This is a genomic window from Limnobacter alexandrii (assembly GCF_005871185.1).
Taxonomy (GTDB): domain Bacteria; phylum Pseudomonadota; class Gammaproteobacteria; order Burkholderiales; family Burkholderiaceae_B; genus Limnobacter; species Limnobacter alexandrii.
Map to the genome: position 1 here is coordinate 104568 of NZ_SWKN01000008.1, position 19285 is coordinate 123852.

22 protein-coding genes and 1 tRNA gene are annotated in these 19285 nt (G+C 52.8%); 18 read left to right on the forward strand and 5 right to left on the reverse strand.

Annotated features, from left to right (window positions below; genetic code table 11):
• Nucleotides 1-28: 28 nt before the first annotated feature.
• Genes FCS97_RS10060 through FCS97_RS10070 form a run of 3 tightly spaced genes read left to right on the forward strand, consistent with a single transcriptional unit; the run spans nt 29 to nt 3726 of the window.
• A complete protein-coding gene (locus FCS97_RS10060; RefSeq protein ID WP_138518312.1) occupies nt 29-1282 on the forward strand; it encodes a YeaH/YhbH family protein in 1254 nt (417 codons plus the stop codon).
• A 10-nt stretch (nt 1283-1292) separates the two neighbouring features.
• Nucleotides 1293-2759, forward strand: a complete 1467-nt coding sequence (locus FCS97_RS10065) for a SpoVR family protein (RefSeq protein ID WP_138518313.1) — start codon at nt 1293-1295, stop codon at nt 2757-2759.
• Nucleotides 2749-3726 carry an aminotransferase class I/II-fold pyridoxal phosphate-dependent enzyme gene (locus tag FCS97_RS10070; protein WP_138518314.1) on the forward strand — a complete coding sequence of 326 codons (978 nt, stop codon included), beginning with the start codon at nt 2749-2751 and terminating at the stop codon, nt 3724-3726. The genes FCS97_RS10065 and FCS97_RS10070 overlap by 11 nt, the downstream gene beginning before the upstream one ends.
• A 3-nt stretch (nt 3727-3729) precedes the next feature.
• Here the strand turns inward: FCS97_RS10070 and FCS97_RS10075 are convergent, their stop codons facing one another.
• From FCS97_RS10075 to FCS97_RS16790, 5 genes are all read right to left on the reverse strand, one after another.
• Entirely contained in the window at nt 3730-4197 is a 468-nt protein-coding gene (locus FCS97_RS10075) for an RDD family protein (RefSeq protein ID WP_138518315.1), read from the reverse strand.
• Between the two features lie 61 nt (nt 4198-4258).
• Nucleotides 4259-4666 carry a DUF3106 domain-containing protein gene (locus tag FCS97_RS10080; RefSeq protein ID WP_138518316.1) on the reverse strand — a complete coding sequence of 136 codons (408 nt, stop codon included), beginning with the start codon at nt 4664-4666 and terminating at the stop codon, nt 4259-4261.
• Nucleotides 4667-4685: 19 nt separating this feature from the next.
• Nucleotides 4686-5174 carry a DUF3619 family protein gene (locus FCS97_RS10085; RefSeq protein WP_171035263.1) on the reverse strand — a complete coding sequence of 163 codons (489 nt, stop codon included), beginning with the start codon at nt 5172-5174 and terminating at the stop codon, nt 4686-4688.
• On the reverse strand, nt 5171-5731 hold the full coding sequence (locus tag FCS97_RS10090; protein WP_008251156.1) for an RNA polymerase sigma factor: 561 nt from the start codon (nt 5729-5731) through the stop codon (nt 5171-5173). Before FCS97_RS10090 ends, FCS97_RS10085 begins: the two co-directional genes overlap by 4 nt.
• 219 nt (nt 5732-5950) lie before the next feature.
• Nucleotides 5951-6082, reverse strand: a complete 132-nt coding sequence (locus FCS97_RS16790; protein ID WP_008251157.1) for a hypothetical protein — start codon at nt 6080-6082, stop codon at nt 5951-5953.
• A 40-nt stretch (nt 6083-6122) separates the two neighbouring features.
• Here FCS97_RS16790 and FCS97_RS10095 point away from each other — a divergent pair, with 40 nt between their 5' ends.
• From FCS97_RS10095 to FCS97_RS10165, 15 genes are all read left to right on the forward strand, one after another.
• Nucleotides 6123-7835 (forward strand): acetolactate synthase 3 catalytic subunit, encoded by a 1713-nt coding sequence (locus FCS97_RS10095; protein ID WP_138518318.1) that lies wholly within the window; start codon nt 6123-6125, stop codon nt 7833-7835.
• A gap of 16 nt (nt 7836-7851) precedes the next feature.
• A complete protein-coding gene (ilvN, locus tag FCS97_RS10100; protein ID WP_138518319.1) occupies nt 7852-8343 on the forward strand; it encodes an acetolactate synthase small subunit in 492 nt (163 codons plus the stop codon).
• 38 nt (nt 8344-8381) lie between these two features.
• Nucleotides 8382-9398, forward strand: coding sequence for a ketol-acid reductoisomerase (gene ilvC / locus FCS97_RS10105; protein ID WP_138518320.1), 1017 nt, complete (start codon nt 8382-8384; stop codon nt 9396-9398).
• A gap of 177 nt (nt 9399-9575) precedes the next feature.
• Entirely contained in the window at nt 9576-10220 is a 645-nt protein-coding gene (locus tag FCS97_RS10110; protein WP_138518321.1) for a phosphatidylserine decarboxylase, read from the forward strand.
• A gap of 2 nt (nt 10221-10222) precedes the next feature.
• The gene (gene pssA, locus FCS97_RS10115) at nt 10223-11041 is read left to right on the forward strand and encodes a CDP-diacylglycerol--serine O-phosphatidyltransferase (RefSeq protein ID WP_138518322.1); all 819 of its coding nucleotides are present in this window, start codon (nt 10223-10225) and stop codon (nt 11039-11041) included.
• Nucleotides 11042-11151: 110 nt separating this feature from the next.
• Entirely contained in the window at nt 11152-12693 is a 1542-nt protein-coding gene (locus FCS97_RS10120) for a 2-isopropylmalate synthase (protein WP_138518323.1), read from the forward strand.
• Nucleotides 12694-12827: 134 nt separating this feature from the next.
• Complete coding sequence (gene rpsO / locus FCS97_RS10125) at nt 12828-13091, forward strand: 30S ribosomal protein S15 (RefSeq protein WP_008251166.1); 264 nt, start codon at nt 12828-12830, stop codon at nt 13089-13091.
• Nucleotides 13092-13223: 132 nt separating this feature from the next.
• Nucleotides 13224-15368 (forward strand): polyribonucleotide nucleotidyltransferase, encoded by a 2145-nt coding sequence (pnp, locus tag FCS97_RS10130; RefSeq protein WP_138518324.1) that lies wholly within the window; start codon nt 13224-13226, stop codon nt 15366-15368.
• Nucleotides 15368-16384: an NAD(P)H-quinone oxidoreductase gene (locus FCS97_RS10135; RefSeq protein ID WP_212746477.1), complete on the forward strand. Its 1017-nt coding sequence runs from the start codon at nt 15368-15370 to the stop codon at nt 16382-16384. Before pnp ends, FCS97_RS10135 begins: the two co-directional genes overlap by 1 nt.
• Before the next feature lie 8 nt (nt 16385-16392).
• Complete coding sequence (tpiA, locus tag FCS97_RS10140; RefSeq protein ID WP_171035264.1) at nt 16393-17178, forward strand: triose-phosphate isomerase; 786 nt, start codon at nt 16393-16395, stop codon at nt 17176-17178.
• A gap of 7 nt (nt 17179-17185) precedes the next feature.
• Nucleotides 17186-17548, forward strand: a complete 363-nt coding sequence (secG, locus tag FCS97_RS10145; RefSeq protein WP_138518325.1) for a preprotein translocase subunit SecG — start codon at nt 17186-17188, stop codon at nt 17546-17548.
• A 36-nt stretch (nt 17549-17584) separates the two neighbouring features.
• Nucleotides 17585-17670: transfer RNA gene (locus FCS97_RS10150), tRNA-Leu, on the forward strand.
• An 87-nt stretch (nt 17671-17757) separates the two neighbouring features.
• On the forward strand, nt 17758-18117 hold the full coding sequence (locus FCS97_RS10155; RefSeq protein WP_008251186.1) for an NADH-quinone oxidoreductase subunit A: 360 nt from the start codon (nt 17758-17760) through the stop codon (nt 18115-18117).
• 65 nt (nt 18118-18182) lie between these two features.
• Nucleotides 18183-18659 (forward strand): NuoB/complex I 20 kDa subunit family protein, encoded by a 477-nt coding sequence (locus FCS97_RS10160; protein ID WP_008251188.1) that lies wholly within the window; start codon nt 18183-18185, stop codon nt 18657-18659.
• A 12-nt stretch (nt 18660-18671) separates the two neighbouring features.
• Nucleotides 18672-19283 carry an NADH-quinone oxidoreductase subunit C gene (locus tag FCS97_RS10165; RefSeq protein ID WP_138518326.1) on the forward strand — a complete coding sequence of 204 codons (612 nt, stop codon included), beginning with the start codon at nt 18672-18674 and terminating at the stop codon, nt 19281-19283.
• Nucleotides 19284-19285: the final 2 nt, after the last annotated feature.

Genomic DNA, 19285 nt, shown 5'->3' on the forward strand with positions numbered 1-19285 from the left:
TCACGCAATACGCATAGAGGAGTTTGCCATGGGCGATTCAACCATTATTGATCGCAGGCTCAACGGCAAAAACAGAAGCTTGCCCAACCGCGAGCGCTTTATTCGGCGTTACAAAACGCAATTGAAAAAAGCGGTCGCGGATGTGGCCGGTGAGTCTTCCATTTCCGATGTCAGCGGCGACGGGCGCGTGAAGGTGCGTATTCCCACCCGTGAAGTGTCCGAGCCCACCTTTATTTTCGGACAAGGCGGCGATGTCGAGCATGTTGTACCGGGCAACCGCGATTTCGTGCCGGGCGACCGCATTCCACGACCCAGCGGCGGTGGCGAAGGGCAGGGTGGTGGTAAGCCGGGCAAGGGTGAAGGTGAAGACGGATTTACCTTTGTGTTGTCGCGTGAAGAGTTCTTGAACCTGTATTTCGACGACCTTGAATTGCCTGAACTGCTGAAGCGTGAAATTTCTTCGGTAAAGCGCATGAAAAGCCGCAACGCTGGTTATTCACGCACGGGCGCGCCCACCTCGCTTTCTGTGTTGCGCACCATGAAGGCCTCGCTCATGCGCCGAGTGGCGCTTGAGCCCCGCGACGACGATGAGGAAGAAGACGACGAGAAGGGTCAGCTGGATTTGCTCGATGATCCCAAGAAAAAGCCGTATGTGCCCTTTCTCGACGAAGTCGACCTGCGTTATCGCAACCGCGTAACCTACCCCGAGCCTTCCACCAATGCCGTTATTTTCTGCCTGATGGACGTGTCTGCCTCGATGGACGAAGCCAAGAAAGATTTGGCCAAACGCTTTTACACCCTGCTGTACCTGTTCCTCACCCGCAAATATGAAGAGGTGAAGCTGGTATTCATTCGTCACACCGATGAGGCGGAAGAAGTAAGCGAAGAAGACTTTTTCTATGGCAAAAAAAGTGGCGGTACAGAAATTATGCCCGCCATGGAGTTGATGCATCACATCATCGAGACCCGCTACCCTGGCAGCGCCTGGAATGTGTATGTGGCGCAGGCCTCGGATGGTGATGCCACCTCGCGCGATGCGCGGGCCAGCGCGGAGTACCTCTCTTCCAAAATCATGCCGCATGTGCGTTACTACGCGTATGTGGAAACCATGCCCACGCCCATGTTCGGCATGGCCCGTGCTTCTGATTTGTGGGAAAGTTTTGAACGACTGGAAGACAGCTTTGCCGGGCACTTTGCCATGCGCAAGTTGTTCAACCGCCGTGACATTTACCCTGTGTTTCGCGGTTTGTTTGAGAAAAAAGAAGTCGCCTTTGGGCGCTAGGAGTAGCAACATGGCCCAGCAACTTGACCTGGCCGGCAATGAATGGACGTTCGATCTGCTGCGCGACATTGACACGCAGCTTCACGACATTGCCGCCAACAAATACAAACTAGATACCTTCCCCAATCAAATTGAAGTGATCAGTGCCGAGCAAATGCTGGATGCCTATTCCAGCGGTGCCATGCCTGTCATGTATCCACACTGGAGCTACGGCAAATCCTTTTCGGTTAACGAGCACCTGTACGAGACTGGTCAACAAAACCTGGCTTACGAGGTGGTGATCAACTCCAACCCCTGCATCTCTTATCTCATGGAAGAGAACACCATGACCATGCAGACATTGGTGATTGCGCACGCCTGCTACGGCCACAATTCTTTTTTCAAGGGCAACTACCTGTTTAGGCAGTGGACCCAGGCCGACGCCATTATTGATTACCTGGTGTTTGCCAAAAAGTACGTGATGGAATGTGAGGAAAAATTTGGCATTGATGCGGTTGAAGAAGTGCTCGATGCTGCCCACGCCATACAGTACTTTGGTGTGGATCGTTACAAGCGCCGTTTTGAGTCCGAGGCCGCATTGAAGGTGAGGCGCGACGATCTCGCTGAAGAAAAGCGGCGGCAGTATGATGAAATCATGGCCAAGGTATCGCCGGTTGAGGCCGCTCAAATAGAGCGCCGTCAGGACAACTACCCCCGCGAGCCCGTCGAAAACATTTTGTACTTTATCGAGAAGGAAGCGCCCAAGCTGCGCGACTGGGAACGCGAACTGGTTCGCATTGTTCGTAAAATGTCACAGTACTTTTATCCGCAGGGGCAAACCAAGGTGATGAACGAAGGTTGGGCCAGCTTTTGGCATTACACCTTGCTCAATACCCTGTACGACGAAAAGCTGGTGTCCGACGGTTTCATGCTTGAATTCCTCACTTCGCACACCAATGTGGTGTTTCAACCCGATTCACGCGACGGGCGTTTTAGGGCCTTGAACCCTTATGCCTTGGGCTTTGCCATATTCAGCGACATTCGCCGCATGTGCGAAAAGCCCACTGAAGAAGACAAGCGCTGGTTTCCTGAATTGGCTGGTAGTGGCAATTGGTTGAAAGCGGTTGATTTCGCCATGCGTAATTTCAAGGATGAATCATTCATACGCCAGTTTTTGTCACCCAAGGTTATTCGCGATTTCCGTTTGTTCACGATCGCGGATCACAAAACCGAAAGCGAATTGTTCATTGACAGCATTCACAACGACGAGGGTTACAAACGAATTCGTACCCTTTTGGCCAACCAGTATTCGCGCGAAAGCATGGTGCCCGACATTCAGGTCACCTCGTATGCCCGAATGACTGACCGGTCTCTCACCCTGACTCACATGAGCCGCCGTGGCAGGCCTTTGAACACCGATGAGGCCGAGAAAACCCTGGCACAGGTAGAACGCTTGTGGGGATTCCCTGTGCATCTGGAAACTTCGGATGCGCATTGAAACCCATGTGCAGCAGCAGGCCAAGCTCGATCTCTCGGGCTCTGTTGCGCCATTCGAGCTGGAACTGCCAGACATGCCAGCTTCTGTTTGGGCCAGCCCCGACCTGTTGAGGTCGCGCTTTCACCTGGAAGCAGCGCGTTATTTTGAGTGTGAATCTGTACTGGCGGTTACCGGTATAGAAAGCGGTATTTCTGCGCTGGCGCGTCTGTTTCAAACCTGGTACGGATCGATGCGGGTGGTTTTGGCCGAGCCCAGTTTTGATCAATGGGACAAACGCTTTCGCCGTGCCAACCATGTGGTGCTCGATTGGCCCGTTGAACTGGTTCTCGAAGGTGAAATTCCAGAATGTGATGTTGTGGTGCTGGGCCGACCGGTCAACCCGACCTGCCAAATGATCAGTATCAAGCAGATCAAGCCTCTTGCCCGAAAGCTTCGGGAGCAGGGCGGCTGGCTTATTCTGGACGAGGCTTATCTGGACTGGACCGGTGAAGAATCTTACGCCTCCTTTATTGAAGCCGAGCCCGCCATTGTGCTTCGCTCGGTGGCGCCTTTTTCCGGTTTGGCCGGAGCAAACCTCGCGTTTGTGTGCGGCCCCAAGGCTGTGTGCACAGCACTGCTCAATGAAGTGGGCACGCAAGCGGTGTCTTCGCCACAATGGTGGCTGGCGCTGCAATATTTCGCGGCAGAAGAATGGAGAGCCGAGCAGTTGATTCGACTGGAGGCGGTGTGTGGTCGGCTCGAATCACTTTGGCGTGTTCGATTGGGCGAACATGTTCAAATTCACAAGGGCGGTTACTTCATCAGTTTTGCCCATCCAAGCAACGAGAAATGGGCTGCTGATCTTGAACAAATGGGCATTCTGGTCCGCGCCTACCCCACGGAGGTCAGCATTTTGCGGTGTGGCGCACCCAAAGCCGAAGTGGATTGGCTGCGCCTGGAGAATGCCGTGAACTCGCTGTGTGACTAGCGACTAGTCGTGACGCATCACTTCTTCGATGCCTCGTTCACGTGGTTTGGTAGACACCAGCAGGGTTTTGGCCAGGCGGTCTTGAGGAAATTGCCCGTTCTTGTCAAAAAACGAGTAAATGAAGGCAATGCCTGTCAGGTTGAAAAACCAGCAAAGCACGTAACGCAGCATGGCTTGCACCAATCCGACGCGTTCCCCGTTCTCCTTCACCAGTCGAATGTGCCAGGTTTTCATGGCCAGAGTTTGCCCGCCATGCCGCCAAAACCACACAAAATACAAGCCCAACACGGCAAAAAACCACCACTGGCGTGCTTCTCGAAGGTACAAGGCATGTCGGCTTTGGGTAAGGGTGTCGAAAAAGTAGCCCGCGATGAACAAAACACCGAACAGCAGCATGCTTTCATACAGCATGCTTGCAAATCGGCGTTTTCGGCTGGGGCTGATCAGCCCGTTGGTGAGTAGTCGTTCCATACCGGTATTTTATCGCCACCAAGAAGCAGGGCTTGCCCCTTATGCTTGAATGAGCACCGGTTTATTGCTTTTTGCCTTTGAATTCATCCCGCTTTTTGGGATCCAGGCTTTGATAGCTGTTCCAGCTTGAATTTCGTTCGCCTTGCCGTTTTTCCTTCAAGGCTTTGTAGTTTTCTCGCGCAGCTGCTTTTTCCCGGGGGCTAAGCTCGCTCCAGCTGCTGACACGTTCGCGCATGATGGCTTGGCGCTCGGCAGGTTCACCTTCGTATTTGCGCCCCACCTTCAACCAACGTTCTTGCTGGGCGTTGTTCATTGAATTCCACTCATTTTTAAGCGGAGCCAACAATTCCTGCTGTTTGGGCGACAACTCAGACCATTCAGTGTCTGCAAGTGCCTCGGCACTTTGCAGGGCCAGAACCAGCGCAAGCCCCAGCGTCAACAAACCGGAATAAAGTCGAGTCGCAACCATACCTGTCAATCCTCAGTCACTAGATCGATGTGGTGAAGTCGGCCGGCAGGGAGTCCATCCACTGCTCAATACCGTCTTCAGCCGGAATTGGATTGTTTTTCTCCAGTTCCGTGGCGTAGTTGATAAAACCGTTGTCCAGATAGGCATCTGGTGGCAAATCATCAGACAGAATGGCCGCGTCCAGGTCTGCTGTTTCGGAAATTCGGAGGTCGTAATTCTCGAGACCAAACTGCGCCACGCCAAATGCGGCACCTGCGATAAACAGTGCACTGACCGCCATCGACAAGGCAGGGCGATTGAACCATTCGGAAAATTGCTGGAATAAACCACTGACTTGGCCACCCAGGCGGCCAGCACTGGCTTGCTTGGTGCCGTGCTTTTCAGCGTGAAGCTGCACCGATTTGGTGATGGCCAGGTTAAGGCGATCCTGAATGTGGGGCGGAACTTGACCTGCCGACTCATCAAGTAGCCTTTTTACTACATTTGCGGTTAGCCGATCTTCATTCATTCCCGAAACCCCTGTTGCCTCAATACCTGTGCCAATGCCTTTGTCGCCCTGGAGCAATGCGTTTTTACACTGCCTTCCGAGCATCCCATGATCTCGGCAGTTTCTGCCAAGTCCATCTCTTCCCAATAACGCAAGATGAATGCCTGGCGTTGACGCTCCGGCAAATTTGCGATGGCTTCCTCGATGGCTGCCATGTTTTGTGATTGTTCAATCTCGTCCTGCGCGCTCGCATTCTGAGATTCATCCTGTGCGAGAAGGTTCTCAAGCACGTCGTAATCTTCTTCATCTTTCTTCTGAAAGCTCGAAAACAGCGTAGTCCAAGTGTTTCGAACCTTCTGGCGGCGATGGTAGTCCAGAATTGTGTTCTGCAAAATGCGGGTAAACAGCATTGGCAGTTCTTCTTTGGGTTTGTCGCCGTATTTGTCGGAAAGCTTCATCATGCTTTCCTGCACCAGGTCCATGGCGCTTTCTTCATTTTTTACGGCAAAAAATGCTTGGCGATAAGCCCGGTGCGACACCTCTCTCAAAAAATCCTCTAATTCTCGCGTGCTGGCCATAAATGTGTGTGTCGAGGTGGTGTCAGAGGGGTGTAGGGGTCGAGGCGAGAATGATTCGCAATATTTAACAATACGGCATGATATCAAAGCCGCGAGCTTTTTTCTTGACCCACAGCGGGCTTCGCACTAAGATCTCGTTCTACCCTGTTTTTGTCTCTAGTTAATCAGCATACCCTTGTTGTTTTAGCGAAAGACGCGCTAGGGCGCTGAACTTGTGGTTCAGAAGCCCATGGCCAACCTGCCCGACATAATCGGGTTGTGATCGCCAGCGCTTTGCGACATGTCCACACCCACAAGGTTGTTCATTTTCAAAAAGCCTGTGCCCCACGGCAATGCGATCCAGGACGGCATCCGACCAATGTCCCGTGGATTTTGTCAGGATTTTTTTAAAATGGAATATACCGGCGCGGAAATCGTTGTCAAATGTCTGGAAGAAGAAGGCGTCAAGCACGTTTTCGGTTACCCAGGCGGAGCAGTACTTTACATCTACGATGCCATCTTCAAGCAAGACGGTTTCGAACACATTCTGGTACGTCATGAACAAGCTGCTGTGCATGCAGCCGATGCCTATTCGCGTTCAAGCGACAAGGTGGGTGTTTGTCTCGTTACTTCAGGCCCAGGCTTGACCAATGCTGTAACCGGCATTGCCACAGCCTACATGGATTCAATTCCCATGGTGATTTTGTCTGGTCAAGTGCCCACGCACGCGATCGGTCAGGACGCATTCCAGGAATGCGACACCGTGGGTATCACACGCCCTTGCGTCAAACACAACTTCCTAGTGAAAGATGTGAAAGACCTGGCGCGTGTCATGAAAGAAGCGTTTTACATCGCGCGCACTGGCCGTCCCGGCCCAGTGTTGGTCGATATCCCCAAAGACATCACCATTCACAAAACCACGTTCGATTACTCCGAGCCCGTGAAAATGCGCTCGTACAACCCGGTGGTCAAAGGCCATCAGGGTCAAATCAAGAAAGCCGTGCAAATGATCCTGGAAGCCGAGCGCCCCATGATCTATTCCGGCGGCGGCGTCATTTTGGGTGATGCATCGGCCGAGCTGACCCGCTTGGTTGAATGGGTGGGCGCACCCACAACCAATACCCTGATGGGGCTGGGCGCATTCAAGGCCAGCGACAAGAAATTCGTCGGCATGCCAGGCATGCACGGTACCTACGAAGCCAACCTGGCCATGCAAAACTGCGACGTACTGATCGCAGTGGGTGCCCGTTTCGACGACCGCGTGATTGGTAACCCCAAAGATTTCGCGTCCATTCCCCGCAAAATCATTCACATTGATATCGACCCATCCTCCATTTCCAAGCGCGTGAAAGTGGATGTGCCCATCGTTGGCAACATCAAAGACGTGCTCGTCGACCTTATTCAACTGCTGGAAGAAAGCGGCAAGCGCGTTGACCAAGGCAAGCTGCAAGGCTGGTGGGAGCAGGTCGAAAAGTGGCGCGGCCGCAAGTGTCTGGACTACGCCAAGTCCGATGAATTGATCAAGCCACAATTCGTGGTTGAAAAGCTGTGGGAAGTCACCAACGGCGACGCATTCATTACCTCGGATGTGGGCCAGCACCAAATGTGGGCTGCCCAGTACTACAAGTTTGACAAGCCTCGTCGCTGGATCAACTCCGGTGGTTTGGGCACCATGGGTGTGGGCTTGCCCTATGCCATGGGCGTTCAAATGGCCAACCCCGATGCCCAAGTGGCCTGTATTACCGGTGAAGCGTCTATTCAGATGAACATCCAGGAATTGTCCACTTGCTTCCAGTACCACTTCACGCCAAAAGTCGTGAACCTGAACAACCGTTACCTGGGCATGGTTCGTCAGTGGCAACAATTGGATTATGGCTCACGCTATTCCGAAAGTTACATGGACGCCTTGCCTGATTTCGTGAAGCTTGTTGAAGCATATGGTCACATTGGCATGCAAATCACCAAGCCATCTGATGTTGAGCCAGCATTGCGCGAGGCCTTTGGCAAGTACAAAGACCGTTTGGTGTTCATGGACTTCATCACCGACCGCACCGAAAACGTGTGGCCCATGGTGAAGGCTGGCAAGGGCTTGTCCGAAATGCTGCTGGGTTCGGAAGAACTTTAACAAGGAGATGGCAAATATGAGACACATTATTTCCGTTCTCCTCGAGAACGAACCAGGCGCGTTGTCCCGTGTGGTTGGGCTGTTTTCTGCCCGCGGCTACAACATTGAAACGCTCACTGTGGCCCCCACAGAAGACGAAACCCTCTCGCGCATGACCATTGTTACAGTGGGTTCAGATGACATCATTGAGCAGATCACCAAACACCTTAACCGCTTGATTGAAGTGGTGAAAGTGGTCGATCTAAGTGATGGTGCGCATATTGAACGCGAGCTGATGCTGGTAAAATTGCGCGCAGTTGGTAAAGAGCGTGAGGAATTGAAGCGCACCGCTGATATTTTCCGTGGTCGCATCATTGATGTCACCGAGAAAAGCTACACCATCGAATTGACTGGCAACAAATCCAAGCTGGATGCCTTTCTGGACGCAATCGACCGCACCGCCATTCTTGAAACTGTCCGCACGGGCAGTTCCGGTATTGGCCGAGGCGAACGCATCCTTCGCGTTTGAACAATGAATTTAAATACCTGAATCAAAAGGAAAATGACATGAAAGTTTATTACGACAAAGACGCGGATCTGTCCCTGATCCAGAAGAAGAAAGTATCCATTATTGGTTACGGTTCACAAGGCCATGCCCATGCGCAAAACCTGCGCGATTCAGGCGTTGAAGTGGTTGTTGGCCTGCGCAAGGGTGGTGCTTCCTGGTCCAAAGCCGAAGGTGCTGGCCTGAAGGTGAAAGAAGTGGCTGACGCCGTGAAGGAAGCCGATGTAGTCATGATCCTGCTGCCCGACGAGAACATTCCCGACGTGTACAACAAAGAAGTGGCCCCCAACATCAAGGCTGGCGCTGCTTTGGCTTTTGCCCACGGTTTTAACGTGCACTACAACCAGGTAGTTCCACGTGCTGATATCGACGTGATCATGATCGCCCCCAAGGGCCCAGGCCACACCGTGCGTTCCGAGTACCTGAAAGGCGGCGGCGTGCCCTCACTGATCGCGATTTACCAGGACACAACCGGTAACGCACACGACATCGCTTTGGCCTATGCGGCTGCCAACGGTGGTACAAAAGGTGGCGTGATCGAGACCAACTTCCGCGAAGAAACAGAAACAGACTTGTTCGGTGAGCAGGCTGTGTTGTGTGGCGGTGCGGTTGAGCTGGTAAAAGCCGGTTTCGAAACTTTGGTTGAAGCAGGTTACGCACCTGAAATGGCTTACTTCGAATGCCTGCACGAGTTGAAGTTGATTGTTGACCTGATGTACGAAGGCGGCATTGCCAACATGAACTACTCCATTTCCAACAACGCGGAATATGGTGAATACGTAACTGGTAACCGAGTAATCGCCGACCAGGCTCGTGCTGCCATGAAGGAATGTCTGGCCAATATTCAAAACGGTGAATACGCCAAGCGTTTTATTCTGGAAGGCAAAACCAACTATCCAGAAATGACTGCCCGTCGTCGTTTGAATGCACAGCATCCCATTGAAATCGTGGGTGCTCAATTGCGCGGCATGATGCCCTGGATCAGCAAAAACAAGCTGGTTGATCAGTCCAAGAACTAATCAACTGCTTTTCTGCTGCAAAAGAAAACCCACAGTGCGAAAGTGCTGTGGGTTTTTTGTTTTCTGGCAAATTGGGGGCGCTGTTCAGATTCTTATTGAGCAATTCGCACAAAACTCACCACGCAGAGCCTTTTTGGCTTATAAAATCGGGGTCATAACCATTCACAACAAAGAGCTATGAACTACCCACATCCCATCATTGCCCGCGAGGGTTGGCCTTTTCTTGCAATCGTTGCCATTCTGGCGCTTGCGCTTCAATCGTTTGGCCTCACATTCCTGTCGGTCGTGGCGTGGATTCTGTTCGTCTTTGTGTTGCAGTTTTTCCGTGATCCTCCCCGTTACATTCCTGCACAAAAAAATGCGGTTGTATCGCCAGCCGATGGCCGCATCGTGGCTGTTGAGCGCGTGGAAGATCCCTATGCCCAGCGTGAAGCCTTGAAAATCTCCGTGTTCATGAACGTGTTCAACGTGCACTCCAACCGTATTCCGATTGGTGGTGAAATCAAATCCGTGGATTACTTCCCCGGTCTGTTTGTGAATGCCGACCTGGACAAGGCCAGTACGCAAAACGAGCGCAATGCGATTGTGATTCACACGGAAAGTGGTGCTACTGTGACAGCCGTTCAAGTGGCTGGTTTGATCGCTCGCCGAATTCTTTGCTACGTAAAGCCAACCGAAACAGTCGAGAAAGGTCAGCGTTACGGCTTCATCCGTTTCGGCTCTCGTGTGGATGTGTATTTGCCCACCGATTCCGTTCCCAAAGTTGCCATCGGTGACAAAGTTTCTGCCTCTTCAACTGTATTGGCCGAGTTGGTGTCCTGACTATGCGATTCAAGCGCAATAAAAACCGTTTTGGGGCACCACGTGCATTCTCAGCTGCGGCTGCGCGGCCAGCTGGTAAGCCCCACAAGGGTGTCTATTTGTTGCCGAATTTGTTTACCACGGCGGCCTTGTTTAGCGGTTTTTACGGCATTGTCATGGCGATGGGCCAGCAGTTCACCACCGCTGCAGTTGCAATTTTTGCGGCTTTGGTGCTCGATAGTCTCGATGGTCGTGTGGCCCGAATGACCAATACCCAAAGCGCATTTGGTGCTGAGTACGACAGTTTGGCCGACATGGTGTCTTTCGGCGCAGCGCCGGCACTGATTATTTATGAATGGTCACTCAGCGGCATGGGCAAGCTGGGTTGGGTTGCGGCCTTCGTGTACCTGGCTGGCGCGGCTTTGCGCTTGGCGCGTTTCAACACCAATGCTGCAGTGGTGGACAAAGCCTGGTTTCAAGGCCTGCCCAGTCCTGCCGCAGCCGCCTTGGTCACCGGGTTTGTGTGGGTGATGGACGATGCCAAAATGGCTGGGGCTGAACTGGACTGGTTGGCGTGGGGAATTACCTTCTACGCGGGTGTCACCATGGTGTCTAATGTGCCTTTCTTCAGTGGCAAAGACTTTCACTTCCGTCGCAGCGTGCCTTTTCTGGTGCTGGCCTTGATCCCCTTGGTGTTTGCGCTGGTGTCTCAAGACCCGCCCAAGGTATTGTTCGGTGTGTTTGTGTTGTACGGCTTGTCAGGCTATGTCGTTTACCTGGTTCGAAAGGTGAAGGGGCAGGGCTTGAAAGGCTTGGACATTGAACGAGACGAGCACTTTTAATCCATCTTGATTTTAGGCCGGGTACGTCGTATTCGGTCCCTCCCGGGTTCCCCGCAATACCGCTTCAGGCCTGCATTGTTGTATCCTTAGAGCATATTCAGGAGAACAACATGTCAGACCGCCTCATCATATTCGACACCACCTTGCGCGACGGCGAACAAAGCCCCGGCGCGTCCATGACCCGCGAAGAAAAAATCCGCATTGCCAAGCAGCTGGAAAAGCTGAAAGTGGATGTGATCGAGGCTGGTTTTGCTGCCTCCAGCAATGGCGATTTCGAGGCAATCAAATCCATCGCATCGGTCATCAAAGAGTCCACCGTGTGTTCTCTGGCCCGTGCCAATGACAAAGACATCACGCGCGCAGGCGATGCCTTGGCGCCAGCGGAACGTCGTCGAATTCATACCTTCATTGCCACGTCGCCCCTGCACATGGAAGTGAAACTTCGCATGACGCCTGATCAGGTTCTGGAGCAGGCCGTGAAGGCTGTGAAGCTGGCTTTGCAATACACCGACGATGTCGAGTTTTCTGCTGAAGACGGCTACCGCTCTGAATTGCCATTCCTGGCAAAGGTGTGTGAAGCGGTCATCAAGGCGGGTGCAAAAACCATCAATATTCCCGACACCGTGGGTTACGCCGTGCCTTCGCTGTATGGCGAATTCATGCGCGACCTTCGCACCTTGACCCCCAACAGCGACAAAGCTGTGTGGTCGGTGCATTGCCACAACGATTTGGGCATGGCGGTGGCCAACTCGCTGGCTGGTGTGGCCATTGGCGGTGCGCGTCAGGTGGAATGCACCATCAATGGCTTGGGCGAGCGTGCAGGCAACTGTTCGCTGGAAGAAATCGTAATGGCGGTGAAAACCCGTCGGGATTTCTTCAATATGGATGTGGGCATCGACACCACGCAAATTGTGTCGGCCAGCCGCTTGGTCAGCAACATTACCGGTTTTGTGGTTCAGCCCAACAAGGCCATTGTGGGGGCCAATGCGTTTGCGCATGCTTCTGGCATTCACCAGGACGGTGTACTCAAGGCACGTCAAACCTACGAAATCATGACAGCCGAGGATGTGGGCTGGTCGGCCAACAAAATTGTGCTGGGCAAGTTGTCGGGTCGCAACGCATTCAAGCAGCGCCTTGAAGCCCTGGGCATCGAGATGGACAGTGAGCAGGCCTTAAACGATGTATTCCAGCGATTCAAAGACCTGGCCGATCGTAAAGCCGAGATTTTCGACGAAGACATTCATGCGTTGGTGTCGGGTGATGGCGCTGGCGGTGAGTCTGAGCACTATCGCTATGTGTCTTTGGTTCAGCATTCCGAAACCGGCGAGCGCCCCAAGGCCAGGGTGGTGTTTTCCATCGAAGGCCGCGAGGTTGTCTCCGAGAGTCAGGGCAACGGGCCTGTGGACGCCACAGTGAAAGCAATCGAGGCTGAAGTGCAAAGCGGTGCAGAGCTTTTGCTGTTCTCAGTCAACGGCATTACCTCGGGTACCACCGAATCGCAGGGCGAGGTCACGATGCGCTTGCAAAAGGGCGGGCGAATCGTCAATGGCGTGGGTGCAGACCCCGACATTGTGGTTGCCTCGGCCAAGGCTTATTTGTCGGCCTTGAACAAATTGCAGTCAAAACACGAAAAGTTGAATCCACAGGTTTGATTTTTATTCAATTTCCCCTACAATAGCGGGTTCAGGCGACCACCTTTTGTCAAATTGAATGAAAGGGTGGTCTTTTTACACGGAACTGCGGTCATCAATTCAGGCTGCAAGTTCACGCAAGTGGAGTATTAAAGATGTCAGAAATCAATAAAGCGGCAATTCTTGCCGAATATCAACGCGCCAAGGGCGACACAGGTTCTCCCGAGGTTCAAGTGGCATTGTTGACAGCCCGAATCAACTCGTTGACCGATCACTTCAAGGCCAACGCCAAAGACCATCACTCACGCCGCGGTTTGCTGCGCATGGTGTCTCGTCGTCGTAAGCTGCTTGATTACCTCAAGCGCAAAAACGCAGATGCTTATCGCAACCTGATCAGCAGCTTGGGTCTACGCAAGTAATTGGTCGCTGCTACAAGCCGTTGATTTGACTCAAATGCCTGCAACCCCGGTTGTGGGCATTTGTGTTTTAAAACTGACGGGCTCTCGCATCCGGGTATTGTCCTGGCGAGATTACTAAAAGGAAAAGACAAAGTGTTTGAAATTCATAAAGAAACCTTCCAGTACGGTCAACACACAGTGACTCTGGAAACTGGTGAAATTGCCCGTCAGGCGGGTGGCTCTGTAATCGTTACTGTTGACGATACCGTAGTGCTGGCCACTGTTGTGGCTGCCAAGTCTGCCAAGCCAGGCCAAGACTTTTTCCCATTGACTGTTGATTACGTTGAAAAATTCTATGCCGCTGGCCGTATTCCCGGCGGTTTCTTCAAGCGTGAAGGCAAGGGCACTGAGCAAGAAACCCTGAATGCACGCCTGATCGATCGTCCATTGCGTCCCTTGTTTCCTGAAGGCTTCTTCAATGAAGTGCAGGTAACCCTGACTGTCATGTCGATCAACCCTGAAGTGAACCCAGACATTCCAGCCATGCTGGGTGCCTCTGCTGCGCTGTCAATCGCCGGCATTCCTTTCAATGGCCCGGTCGGTGGTGCGCGCGTTGGTTACATCAACGAGCAGTATGTACTGAACCCCACAGCCACACAGTTGAAAGACAGCAAAATGGACCTGATTGTTGCGGGTACCGAAGCTGCTGTGCTGATGGTTGAATCTGAAGCGCATGAGTTGTCTGAAGAAATCATGTTGGGCGGCATCATGTTCGGTCACGAACAAATGCAAACCGCAATCAATGCCATTCACGCACTGACCGCCAAAGCTGGCAAGCCTGAATGGGACTGGAAAGCTGCACCTGCAAACGAGCCACTGGTGGCTGCTGTTACCGAATTGGCAGCCGAGAAACTGGCCGCTGCTTACAAAATGACTGAAAAGCAGGCCCGTAGCCAGCGCCTGAAAGAAATTTCCGCTGAAGTGGCTGCTGAATTGCCCTCCAAATTGACTGAAGAACAACGCGCTGGCATTACCAATGCGGACGTTAGCGACATCATGTTCGGTCTGGAAGCCAAAATTGTGCGTGGTCAAATCCTGAATGGTGAACCACGTATCGATGGCCGCGACACGCGCACTGTACGCCCAATTACCGTACGCACCGGCGTATTGCCACGTGCCCACGGTTCCGCCTTGTTCACGCGTGGTGAAACCCAGGCCCTGGTGGTCACAACTCTGGGTACTGGCCGTGACGAGCAAATGATCGATGCGGTGGCTGGTGAATACCGCGACCGTTTCATGTTCCACTACAACATGCCTCCCTACGCCACTGGCGAATGTGGTCGCATGGGTGCGCCAAAGCGTCGCGAAATCGGCCACGGTCGTTTGGCTCGCCGTGCAGTGGAAATGATGCTGCCCGCGCCTGAAGACTTCCAGTACACCATGCGTGTGGTGTCTGAAATTACTGAATCCAATGGCTCTAGCTCCATGGCTTCGGTTTGCGGCGGCGCATTGTCGCTGATGGATGCGGGTGTTCCCTTGAAGCAGTTGGTGGCAGGTATTGCCATGGGTCTGATCAAGGAAGAGAACAAGTTTGCCGTGTTGACCGACATTCTGGGTGACGAAGACCACCTGGGCGACATGGACTTCAAGGTTGCCGGTACAGAAAACGGCGTTACTGCGCTGCAGATGGACATCAAGATCCAAGGTATTACCAAAGAAATCATGCAGGTTGCACTGGCGCAGGCCCGTGAAGGCCGCATGCATATTCTGGGCATCATGAAAGAAGCCACAGGTGGCAGTGTGGGCGAGTTGTCTGCCTACGCGCCACGCATGATCACCATGAAGATCAACCCTGAAAAAATCCGTGACGTGATTGGCAAGGGCGGTGCAACCATTCGTGGCATCACCGAGCAAACCGGCGCTAGCATCGACATCAAAGAAGATGGTTCAATCACCATCGCCTCGGTTGATGGTGACGCAGGCGAGCGTGCCAAGAAGCTGATTGAAGACATTACGGCTGAAGTGGAAGTGGGTGCCGTGTACGAAGGCACTGTACTGAAGCTGCTTGATTTCGGCGCCATTGTGAGCGTACTGCCCGGCAAAGATGGTCTGTTGCACATCTCTCAAATTGCCAACGAGCGCGTGAACACGGTCGGCGATTTCCTGAAAGAAGGCCAGGTTGTGAAGGTCAAAGTGCTGGAGGCCGATGAAAAGGGTCGTCTGCGCTTGTCCATGAAGGCCTTGCTGGTTCCTGAAGCGTCTGCCGAGCAGGCAGCCGAAGGCTCCAGCGAAGGTTGATGCGCACTACGGCTGCACACCTGCCCGTCAGCATGAGGGCAGTGGGCGTGAAGGCACCTGGTGGTGTCGACCAACTTGAGTTGGTCGAGTTGCCGGTGCCATCACCCAAGCCAGGTGAGGTACTTGTTCAGGTGAAGGCTGCTGGGGTAAATCGCCCCGATGTCCTTCAACGCCTGGGTTTGTACCCACCGCCCCCAGATGCCAATCCAAATCTTGGCTTGGAAGTGTCTGGCGTGGTTGTGGCTGTGGGGCAGGGTGTTTCTGAAAGTATGCTGGGCAAACCTGTCATGGCTTTGTGCAATGGCGGGGGGTATGCCGAATATGCGTGTGCGCCCGCAGGGCAATGCATGCAAATTCCGGAAGGCTTGAGTTTCACCGAGGCGGCCAGTCTACCCGAGGTGTACATGACCGTTTGGCAAAACCTGTTTTTGAAAGGTGGGGCCAAGGCGGGTCAAACAGTGTTGATTCACGGGGGCAGCAGTGGCATAGGCACAGCTGCCATCCAGTTGTGTAAAAAGCATGAATTGCGAACCTTGGTTACCGTGGGTAACCAGGAAAAAGCTGACTTTTGCTTGGGGCTTGGGGCTGAGAAAGCCTACCTTTACAAAACCCAGGATTGGGAGCAGCTGGTTTTGCAGGATACGCAGCAGCACGGTGTCGATTTGATTCTCGACATGGTGGCAGGCGAATACCTGAACAAGGATTTAAGTTGTGCAAAACCGCAAGGCATGGTGATTGTCATCGCCTTGTTGGGCGGGCGCTTTGCGAATATTGATGCTGCCAAATTAATGACCAAGCAGGTGGTGCTGACAGGTACTACATTGCGGCCGCGTTCCGCTGAATTCAAGGCGGAGCTTGCTCGTCAGGTCGAGCAGGAATTGAAAGAAGGTTTTTCCTCGGGTGTTTTGAAATCCCAGGTTCAAGCCACTTTCAAGCTTGATGAGGTGGCTCGGGCCCATGAATTAATGGAGTCGGGCAGCTCGCTTGGAAAAATAGTGTTGGAAATTAATGAGTAAGGTAAAAAATGAGCGAAACCACTGAAAAACAGATCAGAAAAAAGCTGGTGGCTGGTAACTGGAAAATGAATGGCAGTTTCGATGCCAATGAAGCATTGATTCTCGGTTTTTTGGCCGAGGTCGATGATCAGGTGGATGTCTCTGTGTTTTGTCCTTTTCCTTATCTTGCCCAGGTCGGCAAGCTTCTCGATGGTCAGTTGGTCTCCTTTGGTTCTCAGGATGTGTCAGCCAAAGCCAGTGGTGCCTACACCGGTGAGGTGTCAGTCGACATGCTCAAAGAGTTTGGTGTGAAGCAGGTGCTGGTGGGCCATTCCGAGCGTCGTCAATACCATGCTGAAAGCAGTGTAACCGTCGCTGAAAAGGCCGTTGCAGCCATTGAAGGCGGAATTACCCCGATCGTGTGTGTGGGTGAAACCCTGGCAGAGCGAGAGGCAGGACAAGTTGAGGCAGTGATTGCTTCTCAGTTGGACCCTGTGGTGGAACGCTGCTCGAAGTTTGTTGAGAATGGTGCCTGGAACCTGGTTGTGGCCTATGAACCTGTGTGGGCGATTGGAACCGGCGTAACTGCCAGTCCGGAGCAGGCTCAAGAGGTGCATGCCATGATTCGCGCCCGATTGAACGCCATGTTGGGGCCAGAAGTGGCCCAAAGTACCCGAATTTTGTACGGCGGAAGTGTGAAGCCGGGCAATGCAAGCGAGATTTTTGCAAAAGTTGACATTGATGGTGGCCTAATTGGTGGTGCTGCTTTGTCTTCTGATGATTTCTCTGGAATAATACGCGCCGCGAGAGGTTAAATAATTTATGAGCATTTTCAATACATTTTTGGTGGTCATGCAGATCATCTCTGCAATCGCCGTAATCGTTCTAGTTTTGCTGCAGCACGGCAAGGGCGCAGACATGGGCGCAGCCTTCGGCAGCGGCTCATCTGGCAGCCTGTTTGGTGCAACTGGATCGGCGAATTTCTTGAGCCGGGCCACAGGCTTTTGTGCTACAATCTTTCTGCTTTGCACACTGGGTTTGGCCTTTTATTCAAGGGCTGGCGTCGAGTCAGAATCCGGTGGTGTGATGGAGGCCATTCAGGCTTCTCCAGTAGAGGGAACGGCAACCCCTGCGGAGAGTAAGCCGGCTGAACCAAAAACGCCCGTGCAGGATATTCCAAAGTAATTTGTTGTGTGTCAGCTTGTTGCACAGCAGTGATATGCCGACGTGGTGGAATTGGTAGACACGCTATCTTGAGGGGGTAGTGGCCACAGGCTGTACGAGTTCGAGTCTCGTCGTCGGCACCAAGGTTTAAATCAAAGCCGGTCTTGTACATAACGACCGGCTTTTTTTCGGGCTAATCGAAGGCCATTAGGGTTTACACGGGAGTCACAGTGAATTTAGAGTCTTATTTTCCAGTGTTAATGTTCATCCTCGTGGGGATCGGTGTAGGCGGTGGTGCCATGCTGGTCGGCCGAGTTCTCGCCCCCCATCGCCCAGACGGGCAAAAACTTTCCCCCTATGAATGTGGTTTTGAAGCCTTCGAAGATGCGCGCATGCAATTCGATGTGCGCTACTACCTGGTGGCCATTCTTTTTATTCTGTTCGATCTCGAAATCGCCTTCCTCTTTCCCTGGGCTGTGGCCTACCGGGAAATTGGTCCAGTCGGTTTCTGGGCCATGATGATTTTCCTGGGTGTTCTGGTGGTGGGCTTCATTTATGAATGGACCCGCGGTGCGCTGGACTGGGAATAAATTGGCCAACAAGCGGGCTATTTACGGGCAATTGATCGCCCCACTTTCGTGAAGGTAGTGAGCAAATGGGTATTGACGGCGTTTTAAACGAAGGTTTTATCACCACCACGGCTGATAAGTTGATCAACTGGGGTCGCACCGGCTCGTTGTGGCCGATGACATTTGGCCTGGCCTGCTGTGCGGTGGAAATGATGCATGCCGGTGCCAGCCGTTACGATCTGGACCGTTTCGGCATTATTTTCCGCCCCAGCCCGCGTCAATCTGATCTGATGATTGTTGCAGGCACGCTGTGCAACAAAATGGCACCTGCCCTGCGCAAGGTATATGACCAAATGGCCGAACCACGCTGGGTGCTGTCCATGGGTTCTTGCGCCAACGGTGGTGGTTACTATCACTATTCTTACTCGGTGGTTCGCGGTTGTGATCGCATCGTGCCGGTTGATGTGTATGTGCCAGGCTGTCCTCCCACTGCGGAAGCCCTCATGTATGGGCTACTCCAGTTGCAGAACAAAATCAAAACCACTTCAACGATTGCGCGATAAGGGGTTCTCTTTATGACACAGAACCAGACTTTGAGCCTTGAGACATTGAGTACCGATTTGGCGGCCGCCTTGGGCGATCGAATCGTTGAATGCAAAATTGCGTTCGGCGAAGTTAACCTGACCGTGAAAGCCGATTCTTATTTTGAATCCTGCTTGATTCTTCGCGACCATGAAACCCTGCAGTTCGAGCAGTTAATCGACCTGTGTGGTCTTGACCGCAGCGAATATGGCAATGAATTGAACGAATCCCAGCGTTTCTGGGTGGTGTGCCAGTTGTTGTCCATCTCCAAGAACATGCGTTTGCGCTTGAAGGTGTGCTGTCCCGATGACGATCTGCCAACCGTGGCTTCGGTAATCGATGTGTGGTCTTCGGCCAACTGGTATGAACGCGAGGCCTTTGATTTGTACGGCATCGTGTTTGAAGGGCACCCTGATTTGCGCCGCATTTTGACCGATTACGGTTTTGTGGGCCACCCGTTCCGCAAAGACTTCCCCTTGTCTGGCCACGTAGAAATGCGTTACGACCCAGAGCTGGGTCGCGTGGTGTACCAACCGGTCACCATTGAGCCGCGTGAAATTACACCCCGCATCATTCGCGAACCTCAATACGGTGGAGCGAAATAATC

Excerpts from the sequence above, each read along its gene's own strand:
- FCS97_RS10085 (WP_171035263.1), bottom strand. The coding sequence starts at position 5,174 with ATGAATGAAGATCGGCTAACCGCAAATGTAGTAAAAAGGCTACTTGAT.
- rpsO (WP_008251166.1), top strand. The coding sequence starts at position 12,828 with ATGTCAGAAATCAATAAAGCGGCAATTCTTGCCGAATATCAACGCGCC.
- pssA (WP_138518322.1), top strand. The coding sequence starts at position 10,223 with ATGCGATTCAAGCGCAATAAAAACCGTTTTGGGGCACCACGTGCATTC.
- FCS97_RS10070 (WP_138518314.1), top strand. The coding sequence starts at position 2,749 with ATGCGCATTGAAACCCATGTGCAGCAGCAGGCCAAGCTCGATCTCTCG.
- FCS97_RS10065 (WP_138518313.1), top strand. The coding sequence starts at position 1,293 with ATGGCCCAGCAACTTGACCTGGCCGGCAATGAATGGACGTTCGATCTG.
- ilvN (WP_138518319.1), top strand. The coding sequence starts at position 7,852 with ATGAGACACATTATTTCCGTTCTCCTCGAGAACGAACCAGGCGCGTTG.
- FCS97_RS10120 (WP_138518323.1), top strand. The coding sequence starts at position 11,152 with ATGTCAGACCGCCTCATCATATTCGACACCACCTTGCGCGACGGCGAA.
- FCS97_RS10090 (WP_008251156.1), bottom strand. The coding sequence starts at position 5,731 with ATGGCCAGCACGCGAGAATTAGAGGATTTTTTGAGAGAGGTGTCGCAC.
- FCS97_RS10135 (WP_212746477.1), top strand. The coding sequence starts at position 15,368 with ATGCGCACTACGGCTGCACACCTGCCCGTCAGCATGAGGGCAGTGGGC.
- secG (WP_138518325.1), top strand. The coding sequence starts at position 17,186 with ATGAGCATTTTCAATACATTTTTGGTGGTCATGCAGATCATCTCTGCA.
- FCS97_RS10080 (WP_138518316.1), bottom strand. The coding sequence starts at position 4,666 with ATGGTTGCGACTCGACTTTATTCCGGTTTGTTGACGCTGGGGCTTGCG.
- FCS97_RS16790 (WP_008251157.1), bottom strand. The coding sequence starts at position 6,082 with ATGCCGTCCTGGATCGCATTGCCGTGGGGCACAGGCTTTTTGAAAATG.
- FCS97_RS10075 (WP_138518315.1), bottom strand. The coding sequence starts at position 4,197 with ATGGAACGACTACTCACCAACGGGCTGATCAGCCCCAGCCGAAAACGC.
- FCS97_RS10095 (WP_138518318.1), top strand. The coding sequence starts at position 6,123 with ATGGAATATACCGGCGCGGAAATCGTTGTCAAATGTCTGGAAGAAGAA.
- ilvC (WP_138518320.1), top strand. The coding sequence starts at position 8,382 with ATGAAAGTTTATTACGACAAAGACGCGGATCTGTCCCTGATCCAGAAG.
- FCS97_RS10060 (WP_138518312.1), top strand. The coding sequence starts at position 29 with ATGGGCGATTCAACCATTATTGATCGCAGGCTCAACGGCAAAAACAGA.
- tpiA (WP_171035264.1), top strand. The coding sequence starts at position 16,393 with ATGAGCGAAACCACTGAAAAACAGATCAGAAAAAAGCTGGTGGCTGGT.
- FCS97_RS10160 (WP_008251188.1), top strand. The coding sequence starts at position 18,183 with ATGGGTATTGACGGCGTTTTAAACGAAGGTTTTATCACCACCACGGCT.
- FCS97_RS10165 (WP_138518326.1), top strand. The coding sequence starts at position 18,672 with ATGACACAGAACCAGACTTTGAGCCTTGAGACATTGAGTACCGATTTG.
- FCS97_RS10110 (WP_138518321.1), top strand. The coding sequence starts at position 9,576 with ATGAACTACCCACATCCCATCATTGCCCGCGAGGGTTGGCCTTTTCTT.